We start from the raw sequence: 25,351 nt of genomic DNA on the forward strand, positions 1-25,351 counted from the left end.
GTCTGCGGCCATGAGTGTTCTCGTGGTGTCAGCGACCAAGGCCGAGGCGGCCCATGTCCCTTCCGGGCTCAAGGTGGTGATCACCGGAATCGGGAAGGTGGCGGCCGCCTCGGCCGTCTCGCGTGTGCTGGCGGCCGACAGGACCATCCGGCAGGTCGTCAACATCGGGTCCTGCGGTGCGCTGCGCGACGGCCACATCGGGATCTACGAGGTCGGGACCGTGCTCAACCACGACTTCTCGTCCGCCGCCATCCGGGCGCTGGGTTACCAGGTCGAGGACGAGCTGGAGGTGGGTGAGTCGGACATCGTCTGCGCCACCGGCGACCTCTTCGTCACCGACACGGTCGTACGCGCCGAGCTCGCCCGGCGGGCCCACCTGGTCGACATGGAGGCCTTCGCCGTCGCCTGGGCCTCCCGGGAGGCCGGTGTTCCGGCGCGCATCGTCAAGCACGTCTCGGACAACGCCGACGAGACCGCCCTCGACTGGGCCAAGGTCGTCGACCGCTCGGCCCGCGACCTCGGGGCCTGGCTCGCCGCGAACGTGTGACGTGCGCCCCTGTCCCGGCGTGTCGGAGCGACCCGATGCCAGGACCTACTCACCGGTAGCACCACAATCCCGGTGTGGACGCATTGCAATCGGGAGTGGTGGAGCTGCTGCGGTCCCGCCTGGGCGGGAACAGTGGGAACAACGGTGACGGGGCGACCCTGGCCCTCGTGATCGAGGGTGGCGGGATGCGCGGGATGCTGTCGGCGACGATGGCCTCCGTGCTCGCCGACCACGGCCTCGTGGATGCGGTCGACCTGGTGGTCGGCACCTCCGCCGGCGCGGCCAACGCGACCGCGGTGGCGGCCGGGACGATCGGTGCCTTCAGCGAGTCGTACGCCTCGGTGTTCGCCTCGCCCGAATACATCGGTGCCGGCCGGATGCTGCGGCGCAAGTCGATGGTGGACACCCGGGGGATCACCACCCGGTCCTCGGAGCTGTTCGAGTGGTCGCTGGCGCTGCGGGACGGCGCGCCGCGGCTGGCCGCGGTCGCCACCGACGTGGTCACCGCGAAGGCGGTCCCGCTCACGGACTTCACCGATCCCACCGACCTCGCCGACTCGGTGATCGCCTCCAGCCAGCTGCCGCTGGCCGGCGGCCTGCCGGTGACCGTACGCGGCCGCCGCTGGCTCGACGGCGGGCTGATCGAAGCGGTGCCGGTCGCCTCGGCGGCGGCGCTCGGGGCGACGCACGCGATCGTGCTGGTGACCCGCCCGCTCGGCACGGCGCCCAGCTACGGTCCGGCCGACCGGGTCATCGAGCGCTACCTGCGCCGGGTGAACACGGAACTCGGCGAGCTCTACCGGACCCGCCCGGAGCGCTACCGCAGCACGGTCGCGGAGATGAGGGCCGGCAGCCATGCCGGCGTGCACACGCTGACGTTCGCGCCCGGCGCGGACGACCCGATCCCGGGTCGCACCGAGACCCACGTCGACCTGTTGCGGGCCGCACGGGAGGCCGCGGTCGCCACCGCGACCCGGATGCTCGCCGAGGTGGGCCTGGTCTGAGGCGCTGGGAGGGGCGGGATGCTGACCGAGGTAACTCGGTCAGCGGCCACTGACCTCGTGGAACTCCACGAAGTCAGTGCGCGCTCACCGAGTTACCCTTCGACAAGCTCAGGACATCGCCTCGGTGAACATCGCGCCTGCGGACGGGCTGGCGATCAGGTGGCCGGGTGCACCGTGGCCGGCCTCGGCGAAGGCCTTGTCGATCGCCGCGGTGACCGCCTCGACGGCGGCGGTGGGGAGGATCGAGACGATCGAGCCGCCGAAGCCGCCGCCGGTCATCCGAGCGCCGTCGGCACCGGCGCCGACCGCGGTCGCCACGGCCAGGTCGAGCTCGGGGACCGAGATCTCGAAGTCGTCGCGCATCGAGGCGTGCGAGGCGGCGAAGAGCTCGCCGATCGCTGCCCAGTCGCCGCCACCCAGGGCGTCGACCGTCGGCTCGACGCGGGCGATCTCGGTGACGATGTGGCGGGCCCGGCGGCGTACGACGTCGTCACCGAGGGTCTCGACCTGATCCAGGGTGGCCTCGCGCAGCGAGCGCAGGCCGAGGTCGGCGGCGGCCTTCTCGCACTGGGCGCGCCGGGAGGCGTAGCCGCCGTCGGTCAGCTGGTGCTCGACCCGGGTGTCGGTGACCAGGATGGTGCGCTCGCCCAGGGCCAGCGGGACGTTACGGTGCTCGCCCGAGTCGAAGTCGATCAGCAGCGCGCCGCCCTCTTCGGCAAATGTGACGACCGACTGGTCCATGCCGCCGGTCGGCGCCTTGGCGACCTCGGTCTCGGCCCGCATCCCGGCCGCGACGACTGCCCGCCGCACATCCGCGTCCAACGCCCGGCCGGCGATGCCGAGAGCCGCGGCCGCGGTGGCGCACTCGACCGAGGCCGAGGACGACAGTCCGGCGCCGAAGGGCACCGAGGACTCCAGCCGAAGATCCAGGCCACCGGTCGCAAGGCCGGCCTCGCGCAGGGTCCACAGCACCCCGGCGACGTACGCGGCCCAGCCGTCGATCTCCGGTCCGAGCTGGTCGATGTGGCTGATGAACGGCTCCGGGTCGTGGGCCGTGGCGATCCGGATGACGCCGTCGGTGCGCGGCGCGGCCGCGGCGTACGTCGCGTGGGGGAGCGCCACCGGCAGCACCAGCCCGGCGTTGTAGTCGGTGTGCTCGCCGATCAGGTTGACCCGTCCCGGCGCCTTCCCGACCACCGTGGCCTCGGTGCCGAAGTTGGTACGCAGCGCCTCGGTCGCGTGCCTGGTGAGGTCGGTCGGTTCGAGCATGGGGCAAGTCTGCCGGGTGGGCACGGCTCGCCTCGCGCCGGGTCTCAGTAGACGGCGATCACCCGGACGGTCGCGGTCCGGGCGGTGGTGCTGAGGTTGCGGAGCACGCCGACCACGACGACGTTGTCGCGGTGCTCCAGCTCGTCGAAGTCCTCCTGCTTCCCGCGGCTGCCGACGTGCATCGTGATGGTGAGTCCGTGGCTCTTCTGCTCCAGCGTTCCGGTGTTGTCACGTCCGTCGGTCGCAGGCGTCGGGACGGCGAGGATCGCCTGCCGCACATCCGGCCCGGCGACGGTGAACTGGAGGAACTGATCGTCGGAAGCGGTCTGCGCGACCAGTCCGGCCACCCGGTCGAGCTCGCCGTCGGGCTCGTGCAGCAGCCCTCGCTGCTGCAGCTCGGCCAGCACGTCGCCGACCAGGGTTTCCCTGGTGGGCCGTGCCTCCTGGGCGTACTTCCTCGCGACGTCACGGACGTACTTGGTCACCGCTTTGACCGGCGGTACGTCGATCCCGGCCTCCGCGCTGCCGGAGGAGCTCCGCACGACCTCGCGGAGGACGGTTCCGACCTCGCCGCGGAAGAGCTGGGCGTGCAGCATCGCGATGCGGGTCTCGGAGAGGAAGTAGTAGGTGTGGATCGGTCGCCCCTCGATCCCACGGGGTGGCGGCGGTCGGTGCCCAGGCCGCTCGCGACGGTTGGCGCGGGCGGCAGCGGTGCCGGCGCCGATCGCGAGCGCGCCGACCGCGCCGACGGCCCAGCCCCAGGCGCTCGTCGCGACGGCTGCGCCGGCCAGCGGCACGGCGAGGACCGCTCCGGCGGTGGCCCAGCCGGAGTTGATGATCGTGGCGAGCCTCGATCCTGGCCTACTGGTAGTCACGGATCTCCTGGAAGATCTTGCGGAGGTCGGCGGCGTCCTCGGCGACGACCTCGCGGCCGCCGGTGTGCTCGGCGAGGCCGACCAGCTGGTCGATGCTGGCGTCGTCCGAGGTGGCGGCCTCGCCGACGAGCACCACGTAGAGCGGCACCCCGAGATCGCGGTAGGCCGACTCGTACTTCCTGACGAGCTGGGCGTAGGACTGCCCGCCGTTCTGCTCGCCGTCGGTCATCAGCACGATCGAGGTGGTCGCGCCCTCCTCGGGCGAGGCCTTGATGTCGGCGTAGGCGGCATCGATCGCGTCGTAGTAGGCGGTGCCGCCGTGGCCGGCCAGCTCGCCGACGCGGTCGATGAGGTCGTCGAGCGCCTCGTCCCGCGAGGGCTGGTCCCGGACGACGACGGAGCCGAGCGGCCTCGCCTCGTCGGCGTAGGTGAAGACCGAGAGCCGCTCGCCCTTGCGGAAGCGCTTGAACTGGCCGCTGATCGAGGTGTCGTCGCCGGCCAGCCCCTCGAAGGCACGCCGCAGCTGGTTCAGCTTGATCTCGTCCATCGACGCGGAGGTGTCGAGCAGATAGGTCGTCCGCGTCTTGGGCGCGAACTCGTCGAAGTAGGTGAAGATCAGCTCGTCGATGGTGCCGAGATCGTCGGGCAGCGGGAGGGTCTTGACGTCGTTGTCCGGTACGCCGGGGGAGGGCGCCACGCTCGTGCGACCCGGGCGGCGCCCGCTGGTCGCGCTCAGCACCTCCTGGACCTCGGCCGTACGCAGCCACGCGACCGCCGCCTCGTACGCCTTCTGCTTCTTGTCGTCGATGAGCGTGAGCGGGTAGGTGGCCTCGGTGGTGCCGTCGCTGGGGTAGACGATGTCGAGATCGTCGACCTGCTCGGAGAGCGCCAGCAGCTCCGACTCGTAGTTGAAGATCGCGTCGTAGGCGGACGGGTTCTCGCGGAACATGTCCGAGAGCCACCCGGAGCTGGCCGCGCGGCCGAGCTGCCCGCTGAAGAGCTGGCGTACGTCGTGCTGGACGACGCCGACGTCCTCGCTCTGCAGCGGCGGTTCGGCGTCGAAGGCGGTGGCCACGCCGGCGAGCGTGGACAGGCCGGAGTTGGAGGAGGCCGGGCTGGTCATCAGGAACCCGAGCTCGCCGTCGGCGGCGCGGCGGGCGATCTCCTCCCACGAGACCGGGGTGTCACCGGTCCAGCCCAGCCGGGTCGCGACGTCGTGGTGCACCCCGAGCACGACCGGCGAGCGCATGATCGGGGCCGAGGAGGTCAGGTCGTCGGTGCCCTTGGCGGCCAGCGCCAGGCGCAGGTAGTCGTCGGAGGCGAACCAGGCGGCGTCGTAGCGGTCCGGGTCGGCGACGATCGCGTCGGCGGCCTCGAGGGTGCCGATGAGCTCCGGCTGGAGCTCGACGTTCGTCTCCTTCTTCAGCCGCTTCACCAGATCGCTGGGCCGGCAGCGTACCGGGGTGCCGGTCGACTCCTCGGCCTTGCTGGTGCCGCCGGCGCACAGGACGTCGTCGAGCTCGGAGCCGGCGGCGACCTTCAGGGTCACCGGGTCGGGCAGCTTGTCGGGGCCGGTCCCGCGGGGGAGCACGTTCGCGACCACGAACCACGCGAGCAGGACCAGCCCCAGACTTCCTGCGACGACGGTCGTCCACCCCGTGCGGTTCACCTGTAGAGCCTGCCTTCTGCCAGTGTCCGGCAGAGTCTAGGGACGAGTACGGACCGCTCTCCGGGGAATCGGACCGGGCGAGGCAGATGTCGCCGGGCGTTCACCCGGCATTCGCTCCCTCAGCCCCGTGAGGAGTTCCGCGAGCGGCCGCGGACGATGCCGATGAAGGTCTGCACCCGCTCGTCGTCGTTGTCGATCAGCCAGGCCAGGCCGACGGTGGTGGGCTCGAGGCCGACCACGGGCCGGAAGACGGCGTCCTTGCGGTGGTAGAGCCGGGCGATCGACATCGGCACGATCGCGACGCCGGTGCCGGCGGCGACCGTCTCGACGGCGTCCTTCTCGCTCATCGCAGGCCACTTCATCTGCTCCGCGGACGGCGTCCAGCCCCCGCGCTCGGGGATGACCAGCTGCTCCTCGGCAAGGTCGTCGAGGGTGACCTCCTCCAGCAGGGAGAGCAGGTGCTCGTGGCCCATCACCGCGACCGGCTGCTCCTCATAGAGCGGGATGCAGTGGAGGCCGTCGCGGTCCACGGGGAGGCGGACGAGACACATGTCGAGCTCGCCCTCGCGCAGCAGCCGCTCCTGGTCCTCCTCGGTGACCGGGACCAGCTCGAGCCGCTCGCGGCTGCGATCACGCCAGATCCGGGCCCACTTGTCGGGGGTGGCTCCGGTGACGAAGCCGACGGTGAAGGTCACCAGCGCATCCTCTCATCACCCGGTCCCGATCCCGTGATGAAGAACGCGCCGTTCGTTACCATCGCCAAGTTTCTATCGAGTGACAGGTTTGCTAAGGTCGACGACGTCAGCCGAGACCGGCTGCCGGACGAGGGAGCCGTACCCGGAGGCGCGACAAGACGGCCGTCTGGAGTGGTCATGTCCTGGCTTTTTCTTGTTGGTTCCGGCGTTCTCGAGGCCGTCTGGGCACTCGCCCTGGGCCGGACCGAGGGGTTCTCGCGGCTGGTCCCGTCGATCGTCTTCGGCGTTGCCCTGATCGGCAGCCTGGTGGGGCTCGCGGTGGCCATGCGCACGCTGTCGATCGGCACCGCCTACGCGGTCTGGGTCGGCATCGGTGCCGCGCTCACCGTCGGCTACTCGATGCTGGCGGGGGAGGAGGCGATCAGTCCCGTACGCGTCGTGCTGATCGTCGCGCTCGTGGGCTGTGTCGTCGGCCTCAAGCTCACGCACTGACAGGTTTGCGGTCGGACACGTCGCTCGGCGCTTGACTCTTTCGATATGAGTGCGAAACTTGCCCTCTCCCAGGTTATCTATCGTATGACAGAAAAAGGCGATGCCACGGTGTCACAGATCTCGCCGCGTCCGGGTCGCGGCCGTCCACGGCTGCTCCCCGGCAAGATTGCGGCGAACCCCCGAGATCAGATCCTCGCTGCCGCCGCAGAGCTCTTCGTGAGCCGCGGCTATGCCGGCACCACCACCCGCGAGATCGCGGAGGGTGCCGGGCTGAGACAGGCCTCCATCTACTACCACTTCGGCAGCAAGGAGGAGATCCTCGCGGTGCTGCTCGAGCGCTCGGTCCAGGACCGGGTCGAGCAGGCCGGGAAGATCGAGGCCGGGATGGGGTCGGTCACGCCCGACGTCGGTCTCTACGCCCTCGCCGTCAGCGACATGAGCGCCCTGGTCGCGATGCCCTACAACATCGGCATGCTCTACCGGCTCCCCGACGTCATCGCCTCACCCGTCTACGACCGCTACGGCCACCTCCGTGGTGATCTGGTCGCCCGCTACGGGCGGGTCGCGCAGCGTGTCGCCGGAGAGCGGGTCTCGGCGAGCACCGGCGAGCCCGGGCTCGGCGAGCTGCTCGTGCAGATGGTCGAGAGCGTGGTCAGCCTGCGTCGCGACGACCGGGTCGGCACCTCGACCGTCGCCACGATCGCCGCGGCTTGCCTGCGGCTGTGCGGGGTCGCCGAGGACACGATCGAGCAGGCCCGCGAGGCGGCGCTCGCCGCGCTGGCCCGACCCTGACCTCGAAGGAGCCGGCCTCGAGGCTCAGAGCAGGGTCATGGCGGCCATCGCGGCGAGAGAGACCGTTGAGCTGCCGAGCTCGAGGCGGCCGAGAGCCGGCGTCCTGGCACGGCGACACTCGATCACTGCGTACGCGACGAAGCCGGCGACCACACTCACCGCGACAGCCTGCACGACGAGCCCGGGAACGGCAGCGGCCTGGTGGTGCAGGTGATGCGTCCCGGCGGGTGGCCCCATCGTCGCGGTGAGGGCGGCCATCGCGATCAGATGCAGGCCGCGGGAAAGGCGGTCCGCGTGGACAGCGCGCGTGCCGACGAGAGTGGCGCCCAGCACACCGAGCACGAGCGCCCAGCACACGGGCGCGAGCACCGGGTCACCCCACCTCATCCCGAGCAGCATCGTGTCGGTCATCGCGACCAGCATCAGCACCATCGCGCCCAGGGCGCTGACGTCGACCGGGCGAGCGCCCCGGTCGGTGCCGGCTGCGCAGCAACCGACACCGACCACGGCAGGCACCAGGGTCAGCACCGCCAGGGCAGTCACGTCAGTCTCCGGCGTGACAGTGCTGATCGCCCGGGCCGTCACATCCGCAGGACGACCCGCAGTGCGCTGCGTCGCTTGCCGGCACGTTGAGCGTCGGGTTGCGGTCGAAGAAGCCGTACGGCACCAGCTTGAAGCCCGCATAGTCGACCGGCATCACCGGCCAGTCCTCCGGCCGCGGGAAGTGGGTGAGCCCGAAGGTGTGCCACAGCACGAGGTCGGCTCCGTCCAGTGGCCGGTCGGCCGCCATGTAGGCGGGGAGCCCGTCACCGCCCGGGTTCTGGTTGACCAGGTCGCCGGCCGGGTAGCGCTCGGACGGGGAATACGCGGTGACGAAGAGCTCCTTGGTGGTGAACGCCGCCCTTGCCGCGATCGAGGATGACGGGTCGGCCAGCAGGGTCGGGTTCTGCTCGGCGTGCAGCGCGTAACCGGTGGGTCGGCCGTAGGCGTTCCTGCGATCGGTGGAGACCACGTGCCAGGTGCGACCCACCGCAGAGTCGGCCGACCGCGCGCCTTCTGCCTCCGAGGCGAGCCGGGTGGAGGAGTAGGTGAACGCGTTGCCGTACGGGTTCGTCTCGGAGACGGGCAGCCGGACCGCCTCCACCTCCTCGACGGCGTTGGCGACCCCGTCGACCATCATGTCGAGGCGGGCGCTGAACAGATGCTGGTGGAACGGTGCGCCGACCCCGGGGGCGACCTCGGTGGCGTACGGCCACGTCTCCATGCCCTTGTAGGAGGACGGGAACAGGATGCCGGTGAGCTTCGCCTCGCACTCGATCTTCCCGTCGAGGTAGAGATACCAGTAGAAGCCGTAGTCGTAGTTGCCGACGGTGGTGAAGAACGAGATCACCAGGCGGCGCTGGCGACGCACCTCGGAGACGCCTTCGACGAAGAGGTCGGTGTGCTTCCACAGCGTGCCGAAGTCCTCCTCGTGCATGCAGATGGCGTTCTCGATCGTCTGAGGGTTGCCGAACTCGTCGGCCAGCGTCGCGTCGAAGTAGCGGATCTCGCCGAGGCAGTCACAGCCCAGCTTCAGCGAGTTCGCGAAGCGGCCGAAGATGTACTCGCCGGTGTCGAAGTAGTTCTGCCAGAACCGGGTCGGCGAAGGGTCGGCGTACGGCACGACCATCTCCGCGATCGACGCTCGGTAGACCACCGGACGGATCTCGCCGCCCTTGTCCGGGTCCGCGTAGGCGAGGTTGTGCAGCACCAGGCCCTCGCGGGCGTCGAAGCCGAGGGTGAAGCTCCAGTTGGCCCAGGTCACGGCATCGCCGCTCACCTGGAACGACGGGCCTTCGGGCTGGGTGATCTCGATCGGCTTGAGACCCTCCAGAGGCGCTGGGCGACCCGATTCCAGGTGGAACTGCGAAGGCTCGACGGGCACCGGGAGCACCTCGTTGTCGATCAGCTCGATGACCTCACCCGCCACGATGTCGACGTAGGCGCACAGGCCGTCGATCGGGTGCGCCCAGGGGTGGTCGGTGGGATCGGCGAAGCCGAACGGGAAGACCCGGATGATCCGCTTTCCCTCCTCGCCGGGGTTCTCGTAGTAGCCGGGCGACAGCGGCGCCGTGACCACGTCGGTGACCGCGTAGCCGCGCTTCTCGAGTGCGGAGGCCCACTCGGGGGAGGCCTGGACGATCGCGTCGATCGCCGTGAACTCCTCGACGAGGATCGGCAGCTGACCTCGGGTGTTGTCCACCTCGGTCGCAGTGACCGTCCCGGTGGTGAGGTCGATGCGCGTGTCCAGTCCGACCCCGGTCGCGGTGTCGAGGAGCAGCGCGCGTACGCAGCGGGGCGGGACCGGCCCGGTGTCGGCGAGCGCCGCGAGCACATCCGCCTTCGGGGGCTCGTCGAGTCCTACGTAGGCGAATCTGGTCTTCTCGCTCACGTGCCCCGCCTCGTGCAGCAGCTTGCTGGCCGCGGTGATCTCGGCGGCGTTCAGGGAGGAGACCGGGTTCGTCGTGACCGTGGGTGAGATCTGCAGAGTCATGGGGGTCCTCATTCGGAGATGTTGTCGATGACGTTCGCGTACGCCTCGGGGCGCCTGCGCCGCAGGACGTACGCCTGGACGAGCCCGAGCACAGGGAAGGCGGCGATCACGACCAGGAAGGCGATCGTGAGGGCGCCGAAGCGTGGGGCTCCCGCGGCGTCGACGTCGCCCAGAAGCATCGGGAAGTTGATGAACAGGATCACGGTGATCGCGACCAGGCCGAGAAGCCCGAGCCCAGGTGCGACCCAGGTCCGCCAGATCCCGGCGCTGATCCTGCCGCGGACCAGGTAGACGATCACTGCGAGGCAGGTCAGCGCCATCAGGATCACGATCGCGAACGTGGCCACCCCGGAGAACCAGGTGAACACCTCGAGGTAGGGGTCCAGACCGAGCACGGCGAAGGCGACCATGAAGAGACCGGCGGTGCCCGTCTGCACGAGGGAGGAGGTGTGCGGCGACTCGTGGCTGGCATGCACCCGCCCGAGCGCCCCCGGCATCAGCGACGCGTGCGCCATCGAGTGCTGGTAACGGGTGATGACGTTGTGGAAGGAGAGCACGCACGCGAACAGGCTGGTCATCAGCAGAACGGTGACGATCTCCGCGCCCGCGCCACCGAGGTAGCGTGCGGCGGTGGTGCCGATGAAGCCCTCATAGTCGGTCTGGATCTCCTCGGTGAACCCATCGCCCCAGCCCTGCACCAGCGCCCATGACGTGAACGTGTAGAAGACGGCGATGATCGCGACCGCGGCGTACGTCGCCAGCGGAATTGTCCGTTCCGGGTCGCGCGCCTCGTCGCGGAAGATCGCGGTCGACTCGAACCCGATGAACCCGGCCATGCAGAACATCAGCGCCAGCGCCGGCGTGCCGGACATCATCACCGACGGAGTGAAGGAGGAGCCACTGATTCCGTCTGCCCCACCCTGGACCAGGATCACGGCGGAGAGCACCAGGACGATCCCGACCTCGGCGACCAGCAGCACCCCGAGCACCTTCGCGGACAGCTCCACGTGACGGTAGCCGAGCACGCCGACGACAGCGACAAGAGCCAGGGCCCAGGCCCACCAAGGCAGCGCCAACCCGGTCTGTTGCTCGACCCAACCGCGCAGCGTGAGCCCGAGGAAGCCGTAGACAGCGATCTGGATCGTCGTGTACGTCAGCATCGCCAGCCACGCCGCCGCGAGGCCGGCTGGTCGGCCCAGGCCGTAGCCGACGTAGGTGAAGAACGCTCCGGGCCGGTTGACGTACCTGCTCATCGTGGACAGCCCGACGGCGAAGAGGAGCAGGATCACTCCGCCGATGGCGAACATGGCCGGAACGCCGGCCCCGTTGCCGAGCAGGGCAGCGATCGGGAATCCACCGCCGATGACGGTCAGCGGTGCGGCGGCGGCGACGACCATGAAGACGATCGAGCCGGCACCGAGCTGCCCGGACAGTCGCTTGGTGGCTGGTGGGGCGGCCGCCGGGAGTGTGGCGGGGTCTGCGGTGGACATGTGGATCTCCCTGGGTCGGGGGCAGGTGGTTCAACCGTCACCGACCGGTCTTTCGCCCCCATCACGCCGACGCAAACACTCTGGTCCGCCTGAACGGGATTCCTGGTCTCATCCGGGATGCCGCCCGGTGTGACGTCTGCGTAACCAGGGTGAAACTGCCGGGCACTTAGCCTGATCCGAACCCTCGGTCACATGGAAAGCAGGCAGCGATGAACGCACTCGACAGGGCGATCATCGACCCACCGCAGGTCCCTGAGGTGGGCGAGAGGTCGCCGATGGCCGGCCTGGAGCGGCGTACGGTCGGGTTCGTCGACGTGTTCGCCCAGTCGGTCGGGGCCACCGCTCCGGTCGCCGCGGCCGCGACGATGCCGGCTCTGATCGCGGTTCGGTCCGGACACTCGCTGCTGGTCTGCGTCGTGCTGGCCTGGGCGCTGGTGGCGGGCGTGGGCCATGCTGTCGGTCAGTTCACTCGCCGGATGGCGGCACCCGGGTCGCTCTACACGTTCGTCACCAAGGGGCTGGGGCCGAGCGCCGGGTACGTGACCGCGCTCGGGCAGGTCGTGGGGTACGCGTTCGTGGCCATGTTCGGGCTGGTCGGGGCTGCGCTGTCGGTGCAGACCTTCCTCGGCTCGGCCGGCGTCGCCGCCTCCTCGCCGATGGTGACCGCCGTAGGCGTGGTTGTCCTCGGTCTCGTCTGCTTCGTGGTGCTGCGCCGAGGTATCCGGATCTCGGTGCGGGTCACCCTGGTCGTCGAGACCGTCTCGGTCGCGGCGTTGCTGGTGCTGTTGGTGACCGTCCTGTCTCGGGTCGGCGCCGATGCGCTGACCGCGCCGTTCCGCACCGGGCTGCCCGGCCCGGGCGGACTGGTGGCCGGGACCGCGGTCGCGATCACCGCCTTTGTCGGGTTCGAGACGGCGGCGTCCCTGGGGTGCGAGGCGGCACGCCCGTTCCTCACCGTCCCTCGCACGATGCGCTGGACCCTGATCGTGGTGGGGCTGACCTACCTGCTCTCCGCCTATGCTCAGGAGGCGGCCGGCGTCTCCTTCGGCCTGCATGTGGCCGACAACGACATCGCACTCAACGTGCTCTCCGACGGGGCAGGGGTGCCACTGCTCGGCCGGATGCTCGACCTCGGGCTGGCCGCCTCGTTCCTGGCCTGCGCCATCGCCTCGTCGACCGCGCTGGCGCGGGTGGTCTTCAGCCTCGGCCGCGAAGGTGTCCTGCCGCGGGCGGTCGGGTTGACCGACCCGCTGCGGAGTACGCCGCTGGGTGCCCTCGCGGTCGTCGTCCCCGCCACGGTGGCACTGCCGCTGGTGCTGCTCGCGGTCGGGTTCTCGCCGTGGCGGGCGATGAGCGTCCTGATCGTGGTCTCCGCGGTCGGCTACATCGTCGCCTATGGCCTGGTCACGATCGCCGCGCCGGTCTTCCTGCGCCGGATCGGTGAGCTGACCCGCTCGGTGGTCTGGGCCTGTGGCGTGGTGGCGGTGGCGCTGGCCGGTGTGCTGATGGTCTACGTCGCGGTCGTCGCCGGCACCGAGCCGCTGGCCCTCGCCCTGCTGGGTGTTGTCGTCGTTGCCGGTGCACTGGGCTATCTGCACGTGCGGGTGCGTAGACGAGAGGAGTTTGCCCGGATGGGGCTCTTCGACGAGCCGACCACCGACGACCTGCTGGGTGGCCAGTGAACGCGGGAGGTGCCGATCTGAGCGGGCGCCAGCCGCATGCCGTACGGAGCGCGCTCTCCGTGCTCGAGGAGATCGCGCGGGCGGGTCCGGGCGTCACCGCGCAGCAGATCTCTGCGGCGCTCGGTATCCCGCGGGCGACGACCTACCGGATCGTCAACCTCCTCGTCCAGGACGAGTACCTCGTCCGGCTGCCCGACCTGTCCGGGTTCGCGCTGGGCCACCGGGTGGCGATGCTCGCGTCGAACGCTGCGCCGAACCGCGAACGTGAGACCGGGGAGATCCTGGCGGGGATGCGGGCCCGGATCCGGGCAGGCGTACACCTGGCGTCCTTCCGCGAAGGCCGGATGCAGCTGGTCGACGTCGACCCTGACTTCCCGCTGACCCCCGCCTCGCTGGCGGACCCGTCGCGCATCGCCACCGAGCCGGGCGCCGCGGCGCTCGGGCTGCTACCGGCGGCGGACATCTCCGAGGCGTACGTCGTCTGCGACGGGCAGCTCGGTTACGGCTCCCTGGCGGCCGCGGTCCGGGACGACGCCGGCGTGCTCGTCGCCGGTGTCGCGCTCGCGGTCCCGGCGCCTCGCCTCGAGGACGCCGCCGGACTGTACACGCTGGTTCGCGAGGACGTCGACCGGTTGCGGGCAGTGCTGACCCGTCCCTGAGGCACCGCTCAGTGCATCCCTGGCTCGTGGGCCAGGTGGGTCTCGGGCTCGAGCTGGAAGGTGGAGTGCTCGACGTCGAAGTGACCGGCCAGGCAGGCCTGGACCCGGTCGAGGACCTTCGGCGCACTGCCGTTGACGAAGCACTCCGGACGCAGGGTCAGGTGGGCCGAGACCGTCGGCAGACCCGACGTGACCGTCCAGGCGTGCAGGTCGTGCACCTCGACCACATCCTCGACCTCGAGCAGATGCTGGCGCAGGTCCTCGACGACCACCTCCGCCGGCGCACCTTCGAGCAGGATCCGGCCGCTGTCGCGGAGCAGACGGACACCGGCGTACGTCATCAGCGCGACGACCACGAGCGAGGCCACCGGGTCGGCCCGGGTCCAGCCGGTCAGGAGGATGACGACGGCGGCGACGAGGGTGCCGATGAAGCCGTAGAGGTCGGAGAGGACGTGCTGGTAGGCGCCCTCGACGTTGAGCGAGGTGCGGTTGGCGCGGGCCATCAGCGCGGCCGCGAGGATGTTGACCGCGCAGCCGACGAGCGCGACCACGAACATCGGCCAGCCCTCCGCGTCGGGCGGGTGGATCAGGCGCCGGATCGCCTCGACGCCCACGACCGCGGCGAAGACCAGCAGGGTGATCCCGTTGAGCGCGGCGGAGAGGATCTCGGCGCGCTTCCAGCCGTAGGTCCACTGGCCCTGGGCCGGCCGCGCGGCCAGCCGCATCGCCCACAGCGCCGCCGCGATCGCGCCGACATCGGTGAGCATGTGACCCGCGTCGGCCAGCAGCGCGAGCGAGTCGGCGAGGATCGCGACCGTCACCTCGCCGAGCAGGAACACGCTCAGCAGCGCCATCGCGGCGATCAGGTAGCGCCGGTCCGCCGCGGGGGAGATGTGGTCGTGATCGTGGCCCATGTCGATTGATCCTAGGCGGGAAATCCGGTTCTCGGTTGCACCGTCCCGTGGCAGGGTGGCCGGCATGTCGCTCGCCGAGAATTTCCTGTCGCTGCACCTTCCCGGACGCCCGCTGCTGATGCCCAACGCCTGGGACGCCGGCTCGGCGAAGCTCCTGGCCTCGCTGGGCTTCTCGGCGCTGGCCACGACCAGCAGCGGGTACGCCGCGACCCTGGGCCGCCTCGACGGCCACGTCACCCGCGACGAGGTGATCGCCCACGCGACCGCGCTGGTCGAGGCGGTCGAGGTGCCCGTCTCGGCCGACCTGGAGGCCGGCTTCGCGGCGACCACCGCCGAGGTCGAGGAGACCTTCCGGCTCGCCGCGGCCGCCGGGCTGGCGGGCGGGTCGATCGAGGACTACACCGGGGTCGAGAAGGACACCATCTACTCCGTCGAGGAGGCCGCCGAGCGCGTCGCCGCTGCGGCCGGGGCCGCCGGCGACGATTTCGTTCTCACCGCCCGCGCCGAGAACCACATCCGCGGCCGCGACGATCTCGACGACACCATCGCTCGCCTCCAGGCCTACCAGGAGGCCGGCGCCGACGTGCTCTTCGCGCCCGGCGTCATCGCCGTCGAGGACGTACGCCGCCTGGTCGACGCGGTCGACCGCCCGGTCAACGTGCTGCTGCTCCCGGGCGGAGGACCCTCGGTCCCGGAGCTGGCCGAGGCGGGTGCGGCGCGGATTTCGGTCGGTGGCGCGTTCGCCTTCGCCGCGCTCGGTGCGGCCAAGCGTGCCGCGGAGGAGCTGCTCGCCACCGGCACGACCGGCTACACCGAGCTGGCGTCCGAGGGTGCGAAGGCTTTTCGCAACGCTGGTTGACTGGGGCCGTGACCGATGAGCTGAGGGTGGTGCGCGCGGGGTTCGCGCCGATCAAGGGGACCAGGGACCTGGCCCACGACCGGGTGGTGCTCGACGCCCAGGGGCCGGTGGGCGACCGTGGGTTCGCCCTGATCTCGGTCGATCCCGGGGATCCGGCTCGCGGCCGGGTGCTGCGCACCGTCCAGAACCCGTCGCTGGTCGCGGTGCGCGCGGAGCTGGTCGGCGACCGGCTCGACGTCGAGCTGCCCGGCGGGGAGACCGCCTCGGCCGAGCCGGAGGCGACGGGGGAGCGCATCACCTGCGACTACTGGGGCCGCGAGGTCGAGCTGGACCTGGTCGGCGGCCCGCACTCCGAGCTCTTCTCGAGCTGGCTCGGCCGGCCGGTACGGCTGGCCCGTGCCCGCCGGGGCGACGTCGTCTTCGCCGCCGTGGTCACCGTCGTGACCACGGCGTCGCTGCGCGACCTCGCCCGGCAGGTGGACCAGGAGGCAGTCGATGCGGCGCGGTTCCGGGCGACCCTGGTGGTCGAGACCGACGAGCCCTACGCCGAGGACGCCTGGGTCGGCCGGGAGGTCCGGGTCGGGGAGGCGACCCTGCGGATCGGGGTCCCCATCCCGCGCTGCGCCGTGATCGACATCGATCCGGCGACAGGGGTGAAGGACGTACGCCTTCTCAAGACTCTTGCCGCGCACCGCCCGCTCAACCGGGCCGGTGAGCCGGCGTTCGGCGTCTTCGCGGAGGTGTTGACGCCCGGTAGCGTGGCGGTAGCGTCGAGGTCGTGACCGCGACGGAGCTGACCGAGACGTTCAACTGGCGGGGCCGAGACGTCCGGTGGGGGAGCGCAGGCTCCGGCCCGGCAGTGGTCTTCTGCCATGGCACCCCCTGGTCGTCGTGGCTGTGGGCGCCGTTCGCCGAGGCGCTCGCGCGCTGGTTCACCGTCTACCTGTGGGACATGCCGGGCTACGGAACCTCCTCGAAGCACGCCGAGCACGACGTCTCGCTCGCGGTTCAGGGCGAGGTGCTCGCCGAGCTCGTTCGTCACTGGCGGCTCGACCGGCCACACCTGGTCGCCCACGACTTCGGCGGCGCCACGGCGCTGCGTGCCCATCTGCTGCACGGTCTCGAGGCCTCCTCGCTGGCGCTGGTCGACGTGGTGGCGCTGAGGCCATGGGGGTCACCGTTCTTCGGACTGGTGCAGGAGAGTGCTGACGTCCTCACCCGGCTGCCGGCCGACATCCACCGTGGGGCGTTGGCGGAGTACGTCCAGACCGCTGCCCACCGTCCGCTGGCCGCGTGGCAGCTCGATGCCCTGATCACGCCCTGGCTGGGCGAGGTCGGCCAGGCGGCGTTCTACCGGCAGATCGTCCAGGCCGACGAGCGCTACACCGATGAGATCGAGTCGCTCTACCCGGGGATCGCGGTTCCCACTCTGGTGGTGTGGGGTGCCGACGACGCCTGGATCCCTGTCGACCGCGCGCACCGACTCGCCGAGATGATCCCCGGTGCCGAGCTCACGGTCATCGCCGATGCCGGCCACCTCGTCCACCTCGACCAGCCGCCCGCGCTCGCTGCCGGAATCACCGAGTGGCTGCTGCGGCAGAGCCGGGCCTAAGGGGCTCACCGACGTGCACAGGCGCAGCACAGGAACGCGACGGGTCGGGCTCAGGTGCGCTGCGTACGCTCCTGATGTGGATATGCAATCGCTGTTGTCCCGCGACTCCGTGAGGGTCGCCCTCGTCGTCAACGCCGGCTCGCGCCGGGGACAGGACGCGTTGGCGTCCTCCGAGGAGATGCTCAGGTCAGCGGGGATCGAGGACGTGCACTCCTACGCAGTCCACTCGGGGGAGGAGCTGGAGGCCACGCTCGACAAGGTCGCCGCCGAGAAGCCCGACCTGCTCGTCATCGGCGGCGGCGACGGCTCGGTGGGCGCCGCGGCGGCCCGGATCGCCGGCACCGACGTCGTGCTCGCGGTGCTGCCGCTCGGCACGGCCAACGACTTCGCCCGCACGCTCGAGCTCGACCAGGACCCGGAGACCGCGGTCCGGCAGATGCTCGAGGGGAAGATCATCAACGTCGACATCGGCCGGGCCAACGGTCACGCCTATCTCAACGTCGCCTCCTTCGGGCTCTCCGTCGCGGTGACCGAGGCCCTGGATCCTCGTCTGAAGAAGCTGATCGGGCCGGCGGCCTACCCGGTGGCGACCCTGCGGGCCTACCGCCACCACAAGCCGTTCACCGCGCGGCTGGAGTTCCCCGAGGGCGACCACGACACGATGGAGCTCGACGACCTGCTCCAGGTCGCGGTCGGCAACGGTCGCCACTACGGCGGCGGCAACACCGTCTCGCCCACGGCCTCGGTGGACGACGACCTGCTCGACGTCTATGCGATCGTCCGCGGGCGGCTGCGCGACCACGTCTCGATCGCGCGGCTGCTCAAGAGCGGCCACTTCATCGAGCACGAGCAGGTGCACCACGTGACCACCACCGCGGTGCGGATCACCACCGACGAGGCGATGCCGGTCAACCTCGACGGCGAGATCGTCACCGAGACGCCGACAGACTTCACGCTCGAGAGCAACGCGCTCCACGTGGCCGTCCCGATCCGCAGTCGCGCCGGCCGCCTCGACGGGCCGCCGCCGGACGTCCAGAGCTGAGGCTCCAGGGGCCAGGGGCTAGGGGCGTCCCGCCCGGGGCACGTCGACCCGGATGGCCAGCAGCCGCGCCTCGGCGTTGGCCTTGCGGGGCTCCTCGAAGAAGTCGGGCGCGGCGCAGGCGTAGAGCGTCTTCCCGTCGCTGCCGCCCAGCATGCACGCGAAGACGCCACCGCCCGGCTCGATCTGCTCGAGGATCTCACCGCCCTCGGCGACCCTGACCAGCCGGCCGAAGACCGCGTCGGCGGTCCACACCGCGCCCTCGGCGTCCAGGCAGCAGCCGTCGGGCGCCAGGACGGCGTCGCCCATCGCGTCCGCGAACGCGGTGTGAGTGGTGAGCTCGCCGAACTTCGCCCACGTACGCCGGTTGGTCAGCGACCCGTCCTCGGCGATGTCGAAGGCGCTGATCCGGTTGCCACAGGTCTCGTCGACGATGAGCGTGCCGTCGTCGGTGATCACGCTGCCGTTGGGGAACCACAGGTCGTCGGCGACCTCGGTCACCGTCCCGTCCGGGTCGACCCGCAGGAGCACCGTCGATGCCACGTCGGCGCCCGCCATGATGTCGAAACCGAAGTTCCCGACGTACGCCCGGCCCTGCTCGTCCACCACCATGTCGTTGAGATGGTGGCTGACGTGGCCGCTGAGGTCGGCATGGGTCACCAGCGAGCCGTCGGACTCACGTCGCAGGATCCGGCGGTCGTTCATCGACACCACCAGCAGGTGGCCGTCGGGGAGCCAGCCCAGCCCCGACGGCTGCCCCGGCACCTCCGCCTCGACCTTCAGGTCCGACCCATCCTCCCGGGCCGAGTAGACCTTGTAGGAGTAGAAGTCCACGAACCAGATCCGGTCCTCGTGCCATCGTGGGCACTCCAGGAAGTGCAGGTCCTCCACAACGGTGCTGATCTCTCGGGCCACGGTAGATCTCCTCTGATCGACTGACCCCATCATGCCGAGAAGTCACCCCCGTCGCCCGAGAAGTCACCCCCGTCGCCCGAGAAGTCACCCCCGTCGCCCGAGAAGTCACCTACGTCGGCCGAGACGGCATCGAGGTGACCTCTCGGCCGACGTACGCGACGTCTCGGCCGACGGGGCTGACGCCTCGGCCGGTGGGGGACGGCTCGACCAGCGGGGGAGAATCAGCGGGAGCCGGTGGCGCGCTGACGCTTGCGGGCGCGCGAGCCGGGGCGGCTCTTCCGGTTGCCGGTGCCCTCGCCGGCCGGGCGGCGCGGGGGCTGGGTCACGACCGGGACGAACGGGCCGGGGCGGCTGCGCTCGCCCGGAGCCAGCTCGACGAGGATCGGGTGGCTCGGACCGTCGATGCGCGTGGTCGTCGGCTTGATCCCGGCGGCCCGCGTCAGGGTGCGTACGTCCTTGACCTGGTCGGGCAGCATCAGCGTGACCACGGTGCCGGAGGCGCCGGCGCGGGCCGTACGACCGGAGCGGTGCAGGTAGGCCTTGTGCTCGGCGGGCGGGTCGGCGTGGACGACGAGGGTGACGTCGTCGACGTGGATGCCGCGGGCGGCGATGTCGGTGGCCACCAGGGTGGTCGCCCGGCCGGAGTGGAAGGCCTCCAGGTTGCGCACCCGGGCGTTCTGGGAGAGGTCGCCGTGGAGCTCGACGGCCGGGATGCCGGCGCGGCCGAGCTGGCGGGCGACGCCCTTGGCGCCGTGCTTGGTGCGGGTGAAGACGACCGTGCGGCCCGGAGCGGCGGCCAGGTCCGCGAGCACAGGGATGCGGTGCTCGCGGGCGGAGAGGTGGAGGACGTGGTGCTCCATCTCGGCGACCGGGGACTGCGCGGAGTCGGCCTCGTGGACGACCGGCTGCTGCAGGAACTGCTTGACCAGCACGTTGACGCCCTTGTCGAGCGTGGCGCTGAAGAGGAGGCGCTGGCTGCCCTTCGGCGTCATCGCGAGCAGGCGCCGCACGGCGGGCAGGAAGCCGAGGTCGGCCATGTGGTCGGCCTCGTCGAGCACGGTGATCTCGATCGAGGACAGGTCGGCGTGACGCTGGGCGATCAGGTCCTCGAGCCGGCCGGGGCAGGCCAGGACGACGTCGGCGCCCTTGCGCAGGCCGATGACCTGCGGGTTCTGCCCGACGCCACCGAAGACGGTCTGCACGCTCAGCCCGGCCTCCGTGGCGAGCGGCCGCAGCGACTCCTCGATCTGGCGGACCAGCTCACGGGTCGGCGCGAGCACCAGCGCCCGCGGCTTGCCCGCCTTCGCCTTCGGGCCACCCGCGAGGCGGGCGACGAGCGGAAGGAGGAAGGCGTACGTCTTGCCCGACCCGGTCCGCCCGCGACCGAGCACGTCGCGGCCGGCGAGGGAGTCCGGCAGGGTCGCGGCCTGGATCGGGGTGGGGGAGGTGATGCCGTGGTGATCGAGGACGGCGGTGAGGTCTGCGGGCACGCCGAGCGCGCTGAAGCTCTGCTGAGACAAGGAGTCAACTTTTCAAGCGAGGTGTCTCGCCATAATGAGTTGATACCGAGAGCGGCCGGGGGCAAGACCGGAACGGGCCGCTGTTGGATCAGATACTACTGGTAGGTGACCCGTCTACCAGAATCCTCGGTCCGCTCGCGGGGTCTAGATGATCACGCGCCGAGTCGGCGCAACCGCTCGCCTCGCTCGCTTCGCTTCGCTCCAAGGCATGCAGTTGCGCCGACTCGGCTTCACCAGGACGGTCACGCCCACGGGTCGACGAGGATCTTCGCGTGCGTCTCCGGGTCGGCGAGATCCGAGAAGGCCTGGGCGACGCCGTCCAGACCGACGGTGCCGGTGTGCAGCGGCGAAGGGTCCACCTTGCCGCCGGCGATCAGCTCCAGCGTGCGCGCGAACTCCGCCGGGTCGTAGCCGAAGACGAACCGCAGGTCGATCTCCTTGTGGATCGCGATCGCCGGCCGGATCGTGTCCGGCTCCATGCACACCCCGACCACCACGACGCGGGTGTGCAGCGGCGCGGCGGTCATGATCTGCTCCAGCATCCCGGGCACGCCGACACACTCGAAGACCACCGGGCCGGTCGGTGACTGGCCGAGGCGGTCGGCGTTGAGCAGCACGGTCTCCCAGGGGAGCAGCGGGATGCGGCGGACGACCTGCATCGCGTCGATCCCGAAGCCCAGGTAGTCGGTCAGCGAGTTCACCGGTCCACGCTGCTTGTAGGCGTCCCAGGGTGAGGACTCGCGCGGGTCGACGACCACGTCGGCCCCGCACTCCACCGCCAGCGCGCGACGCGCGGGGGAGAGGTCGGAGGCGACCACCTTCTTCACCCCCTGCGCCTTGAGCATGAGGATGACGGCCAGGCCGATCGGGCCGCAGCCGATGACCACGGCCGGGCGTCGCGCGGAGACCGCTCCGCGGCGTACGGCATGGAAGGCGACGGCCAGGGGCTCGGTGAAGACGGCCCGGTCCGGTTCCACGCCGTCAGGGACGGGGAAGGTGAACGCCTCCTGGACGACGCAGTACTCCGCGAACCCGCCGGGGGAGTCGATGTCGAAGCCGACCATGTGGATCGCCCCGTCCGTACGCAGCACCGGCAGCGCCGCCACCGCGGTGCCCGCCTCCCAGCGACCGCGCGTCTCCGGGCCGTAGGCGACGACCTCGCCGAGGATCTCGTGCCCCAGGACGATCTCCTGCTCAGGAGTCATCGCGGTGGTGTAGCCGATCTCGGTGACCACCTTGTTGAGCTCGTCGCTGTGTTCCCGGACGTGCAGGTCGGAGCCGCAGATCCCGGCGCGGAGCACCTTGATCAGCACCTGACCCGGACCGGGCTCGGGACGCGGGACCGACCGCACCGAGAGCTCGCCGTTGTGGACCACGGTTGCGCGCATCTGGTTCATCGGCGCCGACGCTACCTCACTCCGACTCAGTCCGTCGGCAGCGTTCCGGCGGAGGTGATCCGGTGCAGGTGAGCGGTGAGCGAGTGCTGGTGGTCGACGCGCGGCAGCCGAAGCGTGGCGCCGGTGACCAGGTGCAGGGTGATGTCGATGCGCGGGTTGGCCCGGCGCTCGTCGAGAACACCGGTGTCGATCCAGGTCACGTCCTCCCAGAGGATGACGTCGGTGTGCCGGGCATGCTCGAGGACCAGGCCGCCCTCGTAGAGCCCGAGGTCCACCGCCACCGGGCGCTGCAGCCCGAGCCAGGTCAGCCGGAGCCCGAGGATCAGCCCGGTGAGCGCCACCAGGCCCCCGGCCAGCACGAGCACCGTCGGCAGATGGGGCCGCGTGGCGACCCAGGCGCCAAGCGCGATGATCGCCGGGCCGAGGACCAGCCCGGCGGGCGTCAGCCACGCCCGCCCGTGCGCCGGGTGGGTGCTCAGCCGGATGCCGAGGTCCTCGGTGAGCGTCTCCTCGCCCGGCGTACGCAGCCACGCCCGCCGCGTCGGCAGCACGACCAGTCCCAGCAGGGTGAGCGCGATCCCGCCCCAGAGCACCGGGTCGCGACCGAGCCCGAGGATGCGCGCCGGCCAGGGGTTGATCGCATGCTCACCGTAGGCGTCGGTGCCGACCACCCACATCCGGAAGGTCGCACTCGAGGGGTCGGGGTCGCGGCCGATGTCGCGCAGGGTGCCGTGGATCCGTCCGGTGACCTGCTCGCCGTCGACGCGCCACCGGCCCCGGCAGGAGGTGATCTCGCCGGTGCCGCCGTCGAACTCGCACCGCTCCACCACGCTCACCTTCGCCCACTGCCCGCTGCTCCACCGGTCGGCGGCCTGCTGCGCCACGACGGTGGCCGGGAACAGCATCGCCAGCGCGCCGAGGCCGAGGGTGATCAGGACGGTCGCCATCGACGTACGTCGCTGGAGGCGGAGGACCCGGCGGGACGGGTCGACGAGACGGGACTTGGGGCCGGTGGTGGGAAGCACGTGGCCTTTCGCGTCAGAGGCTGGGAGGGACGCCGGTTGAGGCGTCGGAGAGTCTAGTCGTATGCCCCCACGGGTTCCCGCGGGAGGAGCCGAAGCTGCTCTCCGACCGTATCTGACACGGGTTCACCCATTCGCAGTACGCCGCCGGCGACGGATACGATCGGAGCGCCGCGCGAGCGTCGCGGTCCACACGCCATTGGAACCCACAGGAGCATCCGTGTCCGAGATCAAGATCGCCGTACTCACCCCCGACGGGCGCGAGGAACGGACGGTCACTACGGGCACGAAGGCGTGGGAGCTCTTCGCGGACGATCCCGACGTGATCGCCGCGCGGGTCGCCGCCGGCGCCGACGAGCCCAGCCTCAAGGACCTCTCCTACGAGCTCGCCGACGGCGACGACGTCGAAGGCGTCCTGATCGACTCCAAGGACGGCCACGACATCCTGCGTCACTCGACCGCGCACGTGATGGCGCAGGCGGTGCAGGAGATCTTCCCCGAGGCCAAGCTCGGCATCGGGCCGCCGATCACCGACGGGTTCTACTACGACTTCGACGTCGAGACCCCGTTCCACCCGGATGACCTCGTCAAGATCGAGTCCCGGATGAAGAAGATCATCAAGGCCAACCAGAAGTTCTCCCGCCGGGTCACCACCGACGACGACGCCCGCGTCGAGCTGGCCGACGAGCCCTACAAGCTCGAGCTGATCGGCCTCAAGGGCTCCGCGGCCGACGCCGCCGAAGGCGCCAGCGCAGAGGTCGGCGGCGGCGAGCTGACCATCTACGACAACCTCGATCGCAACGGCGAGATCGCCTGGAAGGACCTCTGCCGAGGCCCGCACCTGCCGACCACCAAGCGGATCCCCGCCTTCAAGCTGATGCGCAGCGCGGCGGCGTACTGGCGCGGCGACGAGAAGAACAAGCAGCTCCAGCGCATCTACGGCACCGCCTGGGAGTCCAAGGAGGCGCTCGACGCCCACCTGGCCCGGATCGAGGAGGCCGAGCGCCGCGACCACCGCAAGCTCGGCCGCGAGCTCGACCTCTACTCCTTCCCCGACGAGCTCGGCTCCGGCCTGCCGGTCTTCCACCCCAAGGGCGGGGTGATCAAGCGGGAGATGGAGGACTACGTCCGCCGCCGGCACATCGAGGAGGGCTTCTCCTACGTCGGCACCCCGCACATCTCCAAGGACGGCCTGTTCCACACCTCCGGCCACCTGCCCTACTACGCCGACACGATGTTCCCGCCGATGGAGCTCGAGGGCGCGAAATACCAGCTGAAGGCCATGTCGTGCCCGATGCACAACCTGATCTACAAGGCCAAGGGCCGCTCCTACCGTGAGCTGCCGCTGCGCCTGTTCGAGTTCGGCACGGTCTACCGCTACGAGAAGTCCGGCGTGGTCCACGGCCTGACCCGCGTGCGCGGCCTGACCCAGGACGACTCCCACTCCTACGTCACCAAGGAGCAGGCGCCCGCTGAGATCAAGCACCTGCTCGACTTCGTGCTCGGCGTCCTGAAGGACTTCGGCCTCGACGACTTCTACCTCGAGCTGTCGACCCGCGACGCGGACAACGCCAAGTTCATCGGCTCCGACGAGCAGTGGGAGACCGCGACCAAGATCCTCGAGGACGTCGCCACCGCGTCCGGTCTCGAGCTGGTCGCCGACCCGGGCGGCGCTGCCTTCTACGGCCCGAAGATCTCCGTCCAGGCCCGCGACGCGATCGGCCGCACCTGGCAGATGTCGACGATCCAGTACGACTTCAACCAGCCCTCCCGCTTCGGGCTGGAGTACCAGGCAGCCGACGGCACCCGGCAGGAGCCGGTGATGATCCACTCGGCCAAGTTCGGCTCCATCGAGCGGTTCCTCGGTGTGCTCGTCGAGCACTACGCCGGGGCGATGCCGCCGTGGCTCGCGCCGGTCCAGGTCGTCGGTATTCCCGTCGCTGACGCCTTCGCCGACTACCTCTACGAGGTCGCCGGCAAGCTGAAGGCCAAGGGCATCCGGGTCGAGGTCGACGAGTCCGACGACCGGTTCCAGAAGAAGATCCGCAACGCCCAGCTCCAGAAGATCCCGTTCATGCTGATCGCCGGTGGCGAGGACGTCGAGAAGGGCGCGGTCAGCTTCCGCTACCGCGACGGCCGCCAGGAGAACGGCATCCCGGTCGACGAGGCGATCGAGCGGATCGTCGATGCCGTGGAGTCCCACGAGCAGGTCTGACCTGACAGATCCGCGAGGGCGGTGCGTGACGTGTCACGCACCGCCCTCACGGCATCTGCGGAGGGTCCGTCGGGCGTCGAGATCAGCCTGCGCAGAACATCGCGACACGGTGTCGCGCGTACTCTTGTATCTGGGACTCATGTCCTATTAA

General features: G+C 70.6%; 23 protein-coding genes and 1 riboswitch. Of the genes, 11 read left to right on the forward strand and 12 right to left on the reverse strand.

Annotation, left to right across the window (positions count from 1 at the left end; all coding sequences use genetic code 11):
* The first annotated feature begins 10 nt into the window (after positions 1 to 10).
* Both ACIA03_RS16410 and ACIA03_RS16415 read left to right on the forward strand, forming a co-directional pair.
* Entirely contained in the window at positions 11 to 547 is a 537-nt protein-coding gene (locus tag ACIA03_RS16410) for a nucleosidase (RefSeq protein ID WP_396984281.1), read from the forward strand.
* A 74-nt stretch (positions 548 to 621) separates the two neighbouring features.
* Positions 622 to 1,551, forward strand: coding sequence for a patatin-like phospholipase family protein (locus tag ACIA03_RS16415; protein WP_396984283.1), 930 nt, complete (start codon positions 622 to 624; stop codon positions 1,549 to 1,551).
* Between the two features lie 108 nt (positions 1,552 to 1,659).
* On the opposite strand, the gene galK is transcribed toward ACIA03_RS16415, so the two are convergent.
* From galK to ACIA03_RS16435, 4 genes are all read right to left on the reverse strand, one after another.
* Positions 1,660 to 2,820, reverse strand: a complete 1,161-nt coding sequence (galK, locus tag ACIA03_RS16420) for a galactokinase (protein ID WP_396984286.1) — start codon at positions 2,818 to 2,820, stop codon at positions 1,660 to 1,662.
* A 44-nt stretch (positions 2,821 to 2,864) separates the two neighbouring features.
* Complete coding sequence (locus tag ACIA03_RS16425; protein WP_396984288.1) at positions 2,865 to 3,695, reverse strand: hypothetical protein; 831 nt, start codon at positions 3,693 to 3,695, stop codon at positions 2,865 to 2,867.
* Positions 3,682 to 5,364 carry a VWA domain-containing protein gene (locus tag ACIA03_RS16430; protein WP_396984290.1) on the reverse strand — a complete coding sequence of 561 codons (1,683 nt, stop codon included), beginning with the start codon at positions 5,362 to 5,364 and terminating at the stop codon, positions 3,682 to 3,684. Before ACIA03_RS16430 ends, ACIA03_RS16425 begins: the two co-directional genes overlap by 14 nt.
* A 119-nt stretch (positions 5,365 to 5,483) precedes the next feature.
* Complete coding sequence (locus ACIA03_RS16435) at positions 5,484 to 6,059, reverse strand: LysR family substrate-binding domain-containing protein (protein WP_396984292.1); 576 nt, start codon at positions 6,057 to 6,059, stop codon at positions 5,484 to 5,486.
* A 103-nt stretch (positions 6,060 to 6,162) separates the two neighbouring features.
* Positions 6,163 to 6,226, forward strand: a riboswitch (guanidine-III (ykkC-III) riboswitch).
* A gap of 10 nt (positions 6,227 to 6,236) precedes the next feature.
* Between ACIA03_RS16435 and ACIA03_RS16440 the strand changes: the two genes are divergently transcribed.
* Together ACIA03_RS16440 and ACIA03_RS16445 are read left to right on the forward strand one after the other, a co-directional pair.
* Positions 6,237 to 6,551: a DMT family transporter gene (locus ACIA03_RS16440; RefSeq protein ID WP_396984294.1), complete on the forward strand. Its 315-nt coding sequence runs from the start codon at positions 6,237 to 6,239 to the stop codon at positions 6,549 to 6,551.
* Positions 6,552 to 6,659: 108 nt separating this feature from the next.
* Entirely contained in the window at positions 6,660 to 7,343 is a 684-nt protein-coding gene (locus ACIA03_RS16445) for a TetR/AcrR family transcriptional regulator (RefSeq protein WP_396984296.1), read from the forward strand.
* A gap of 24 nt (positions 7,344 to 7,367) precedes the next feature.
* Here the strand turns inward: ACIA03_RS16445 and ACIA03_RS16450 are convergent, their stop codons facing one another.
* Genes ACIA03_RS16450 through ACIA03_RS16460 form a run of 3 tightly spaced genes read right to left on the reverse strand, consistent with a single transcriptional unit; the run spans position 7,368 to position 11,366 of the window.
* A complete protein-coding gene (locus ACIA03_RS16450; RefSeq protein ID WP_396984298.1) occupies positions 7,368 to 7,886 on the reverse strand; it encodes a hypothetical protein in 519 nt (172 codons plus the stop codon).
* Position 7,887: 1 nt separating this feature from the next.
* The gene (locus ACIA03_RS16455) at positions 7,888 to 9,876 is read right to left on the reverse strand and encodes a primary-amine oxidase (RefSeq protein WP_396984300.1); all 1,989 of its coding nucleotides are present in this window, start codon (positions 9,874 to 9,876) and stop codon (positions 7,888 to 7,890) included.
* Between the two features lie 8 nt (positions 9,877 to 9,884).
* The gene (locus ACIA03_RS16460; RefSeq protein ID WP_396984302.1) at positions 9,885 to 11,366 is read right to left on the reverse strand and encodes an APC family permease; all 1,482 of its coding nucleotides are present in this window, start codon (positions 11,364 to 11,366) and stop codon (positions 9,885 to 9,887) included.
* A gap of 209 nt (positions 11,367 to 11,575) precedes the next feature.
* Between ACIA03_RS16460 and ACIA03_RS16465 the strand changes: the two genes are divergently transcribed.
* Together ACIA03_RS16465 and ACIA03_RS16470 are read left to right on the forward strand one after the other, a co-directional pair.
* Positions 11,576 to 13,048, forward strand: coding sequence for an APC family permease (locus ACIA03_RS16465; RefSeq protein ID WP_396984304.1), 1,473 nt, complete (start codon positions 11,576 to 11,578; stop codon positions 13,046 to 13,048).
* On the forward strand, positions 13,045 to 13,707 hold the full coding sequence (locus ACIA03_RS16470; RefSeq protein ID WP_396984306.1) for a helix-turn-helix domain-containing protein: 663 nt from the start codon (positions 13,045 to 13,047) through the stop codon (positions 13,705 to 13,707). The genes ACIA03_RS16465 and ACIA03_RS16470 overlap by 4 nt, the downstream gene beginning before the upstream one ends.
* 8 nt (positions 13,708 to 13,715) lie before the next feature.
* On the opposite strand, the gene ACIA03_RS16475 is transcribed toward ACIA03_RS16470, so the two are convergent.
* Positions 13,716 to 14,621, reverse strand: a complete 906-nt coding sequence (locus ACIA03_RS16475) for a cation diffusion facilitator family transporter (protein ID WP_396984308.1) — start codon at positions 14,619 to 14,621, stop codon at positions 13,716 to 13,718.
* A gap of 64 nt (positions 14,622 to 14,685) precedes the next feature.
* On the opposite strand from ACIA03_RS16475, the gene ACIA03_RS16480 reads away from it, so the two are divergent.
* The 4 genes from ACIA03_RS16480 to ACIA03_RS16495 all read left to right on the forward strand — a co-directional run bounded on the left by ACIA03_RS16480 (position 14,686) and on the right by ACIA03_RS16495 (position 18,134).
* On the forward strand, positions 14,686 to 15,480 hold the full coding sequence (locus ACIA03_RS16480; protein WP_396984310.1) for an isocitrate lyase/phosphoenolpyruvate mutase family protein: 795 nt from the start codon (positions 14,686 to 14,688) through the stop codon (positions 15,478 to 15,480).
* 8 nt (positions 15,481 to 15,488) lie between these two features.
* Positions 15,489 to 16,262, forward strand: coding sequence for an MOSC domain-containing protein (locus ACIA03_RS16485; protein ID WP_396984312.1), 774 nt, complete (start codon positions 15,489 to 15,491; stop codon positions 16,260 to 16,262).
* On the forward strand, positions 16,259 to 17,092 hold the full coding sequence (locus ACIA03_RS16490) for an alpha/beta fold hydrolase (RefSeq protein WP_396984314.1): 834 nt from the start codon (positions 16,259 to 16,261) through the stop codon (positions 17,090 to 17,092). Before ACIA03_RS16485 ends, ACIA03_RS16490 begins: the two co-directional genes overlap by 4 nt.
* An 82-nt stretch (positions 17,093 to 17,174) precedes the next feature.
* Entirely contained in the window at positions 17,175 to 18,134 is a 960-nt protein-coding gene (locus tag ACIA03_RS16495) for a lipid kinase (RefSeq protein ID WP_396984908.1), read from the forward strand.
* A gap of 18 nt (positions 18,135 to 18,152) precedes the next feature.
* Here the strand turns inward: ACIA03_RS16495 and ACIA03_RS16500 are convergent, their stop codons facing one another.
* The 4 genes from ACIA03_RS16500 to ACIA03_RS16515 all read right to left on the reverse strand — a co-directional run bounded on the left by ACIA03_RS16500 (position 18,153) and on the right by ACIA03_RS16515 (position 22,988).
* Positions 18,153 to 19,046 carry an SMP-30/gluconolactonase/LRE family protein gene (locus ACIA03_RS16500; protein WP_396984316.1) on the reverse strand — a complete coding sequence of 298 codons (894 nt, stop codon included), beginning with the start codon at positions 19,044 to 19,046 and terminating at the stop codon, positions 18,153 to 18,155.
* Positions 19,047 to 19,267: 221 nt separating this feature from the next.
* A complete protein-coding gene (locus tag ACIA03_RS16505; RefSeq protein ID WP_396984318.1) occupies positions 19,268 to 20,566 on the reverse strand; it encodes a DEAD/DEAH box helicase in 1,299 nt (432 codons plus the stop codon).
* Positions 20,567 to 20,808: 242 nt separating this feature from the next.
* A complete protein-coding gene (locus ACIA03_RS16510; RefSeq protein WP_396984320.1) occupies positions 20,809 to 21,963 on the reverse strand; it encodes a zinc-binding dehydrogenase in 1,155 nt (384 codons plus the stop codon).
* Positions 21,964 to 21,989: 26 nt separating this feature from the next.
* The gene (locus ACIA03_RS16515; protein ID WP_396984322.1) at positions 21,990 to 22,988 is read right to left on the reverse strand and encodes a hypothetical protein; all 999 of its coding nucleotides are present in this window, start codon (positions 22,986 to 22,988) and stop codon (positions 21,990 to 21,992) included.
* Positions 22,989 to 23,205: 217 nt separating this feature from the next.
* On the opposite strand from ACIA03_RS16515, the gene thrS reads away from it, so the two are divergent.
* Positions 23,206 to 25,200 carry a threonine--tRNA ligase gene (thrS, locus tag ACIA03_RS16520; protein WP_396984324.1) on the forward strand — a complete coding sequence of 665 codons (1,995 nt, stop codon included), beginning with the start codon at positions 23,206 to 23,208 and terminating at the stop codon, positions 25,198 to 25,200.
* The last annotated feature ends 151 nt before the right edge of the window (positions 25,201 to 25,351 follow it).

The sequence above is a fragment of the Nocardioides sp. NPDC051685 genome (assembly GCF_044453405.1).
Classification (GTDB): domain Bacteria; phylum Actinomycetota; class Actinomycetes; order Propionibacteriales; family Nocardioidaceae; genus Nocardioides.

What these genes read in the sequence shown, in the direction of transcription:
- ACIA03_RS16410 (WP_396984281.1), top strand. Translation starts at nt 11, where the DNA reads ATGAGTGTTCTCGTGGTGTCAGCGACCAAGGCCGAGGCGGCCCATGTC.
- galK (WP_396984286.1), bottom strand. Translation starts at nt 2,820, where the DNA reads ATGCTCGAACCGACCGACCTCACCAGGCACGCGACCGAGGCGCTGCGT.
- ACIA03_RS16440 (WP_396984294.1), top strand. Translation starts at nt 6,237, where the DNA reads ATGTCCTGGCTTTTTCTTGTTGGTTCCGGCGTTCTCGAGGCCGTCTGG.
- ACIA03_RS16455 (WP_396984300.1), bottom strand. Translation starts at nt 9,876, where the DNA reads ATGACTCTGCAGATCTCACCCACGGTCACGACGAACCCGGTCTCCTCC.
- ACIA03_RS16460 (WP_396984302.1), bottom strand. Translation starts at nt 11,366, where the DNA reads ATGTCCACCGCAGACCCCGCCACACTCCCGGCGGCCGCCCCACCAGCC.
- ACIA03_RS16465 (WP_396984304.1), top strand. Translation starts at nt 11,576, where the DNA reads ATGAACGCACTCGACAGGGCGATCATCGACCCACCGCAGGTCCCTGAG.
- ACIA03_RS16475 (WP_396984308.1), bottom strand. Translation starts at nt 14,621, where the DNA reads ATGGGCCACGATCACGACCACATCTCCCCCGCGGCGGACCGGCGCTAC.
- ACIA03_RS16480 (WP_396984310.1), top strand. Translation starts at nt 14,686, where the DNA reads ATGTCGCTCGCCGAGAATTTCCTGTCGCTGCACCTTCCCGGACGCCCG.
- ACIA03_RS16495 (WP_396984908.1), top strand. Translation starts at nt 17,175, where the DNA reads ATGCAATCGCTGTTGTCCCGCGACTCCGTGAGGGTCGCCCTCGTCGTC.
- ACIA03_RS16510 (WP_396984320.1), bottom strand. Translation starts at nt 21,963, where the DNA reads ATGAACCAGATGCGCGCAACCGTGGTCCACAACGGCGAGCTCTCGGTG.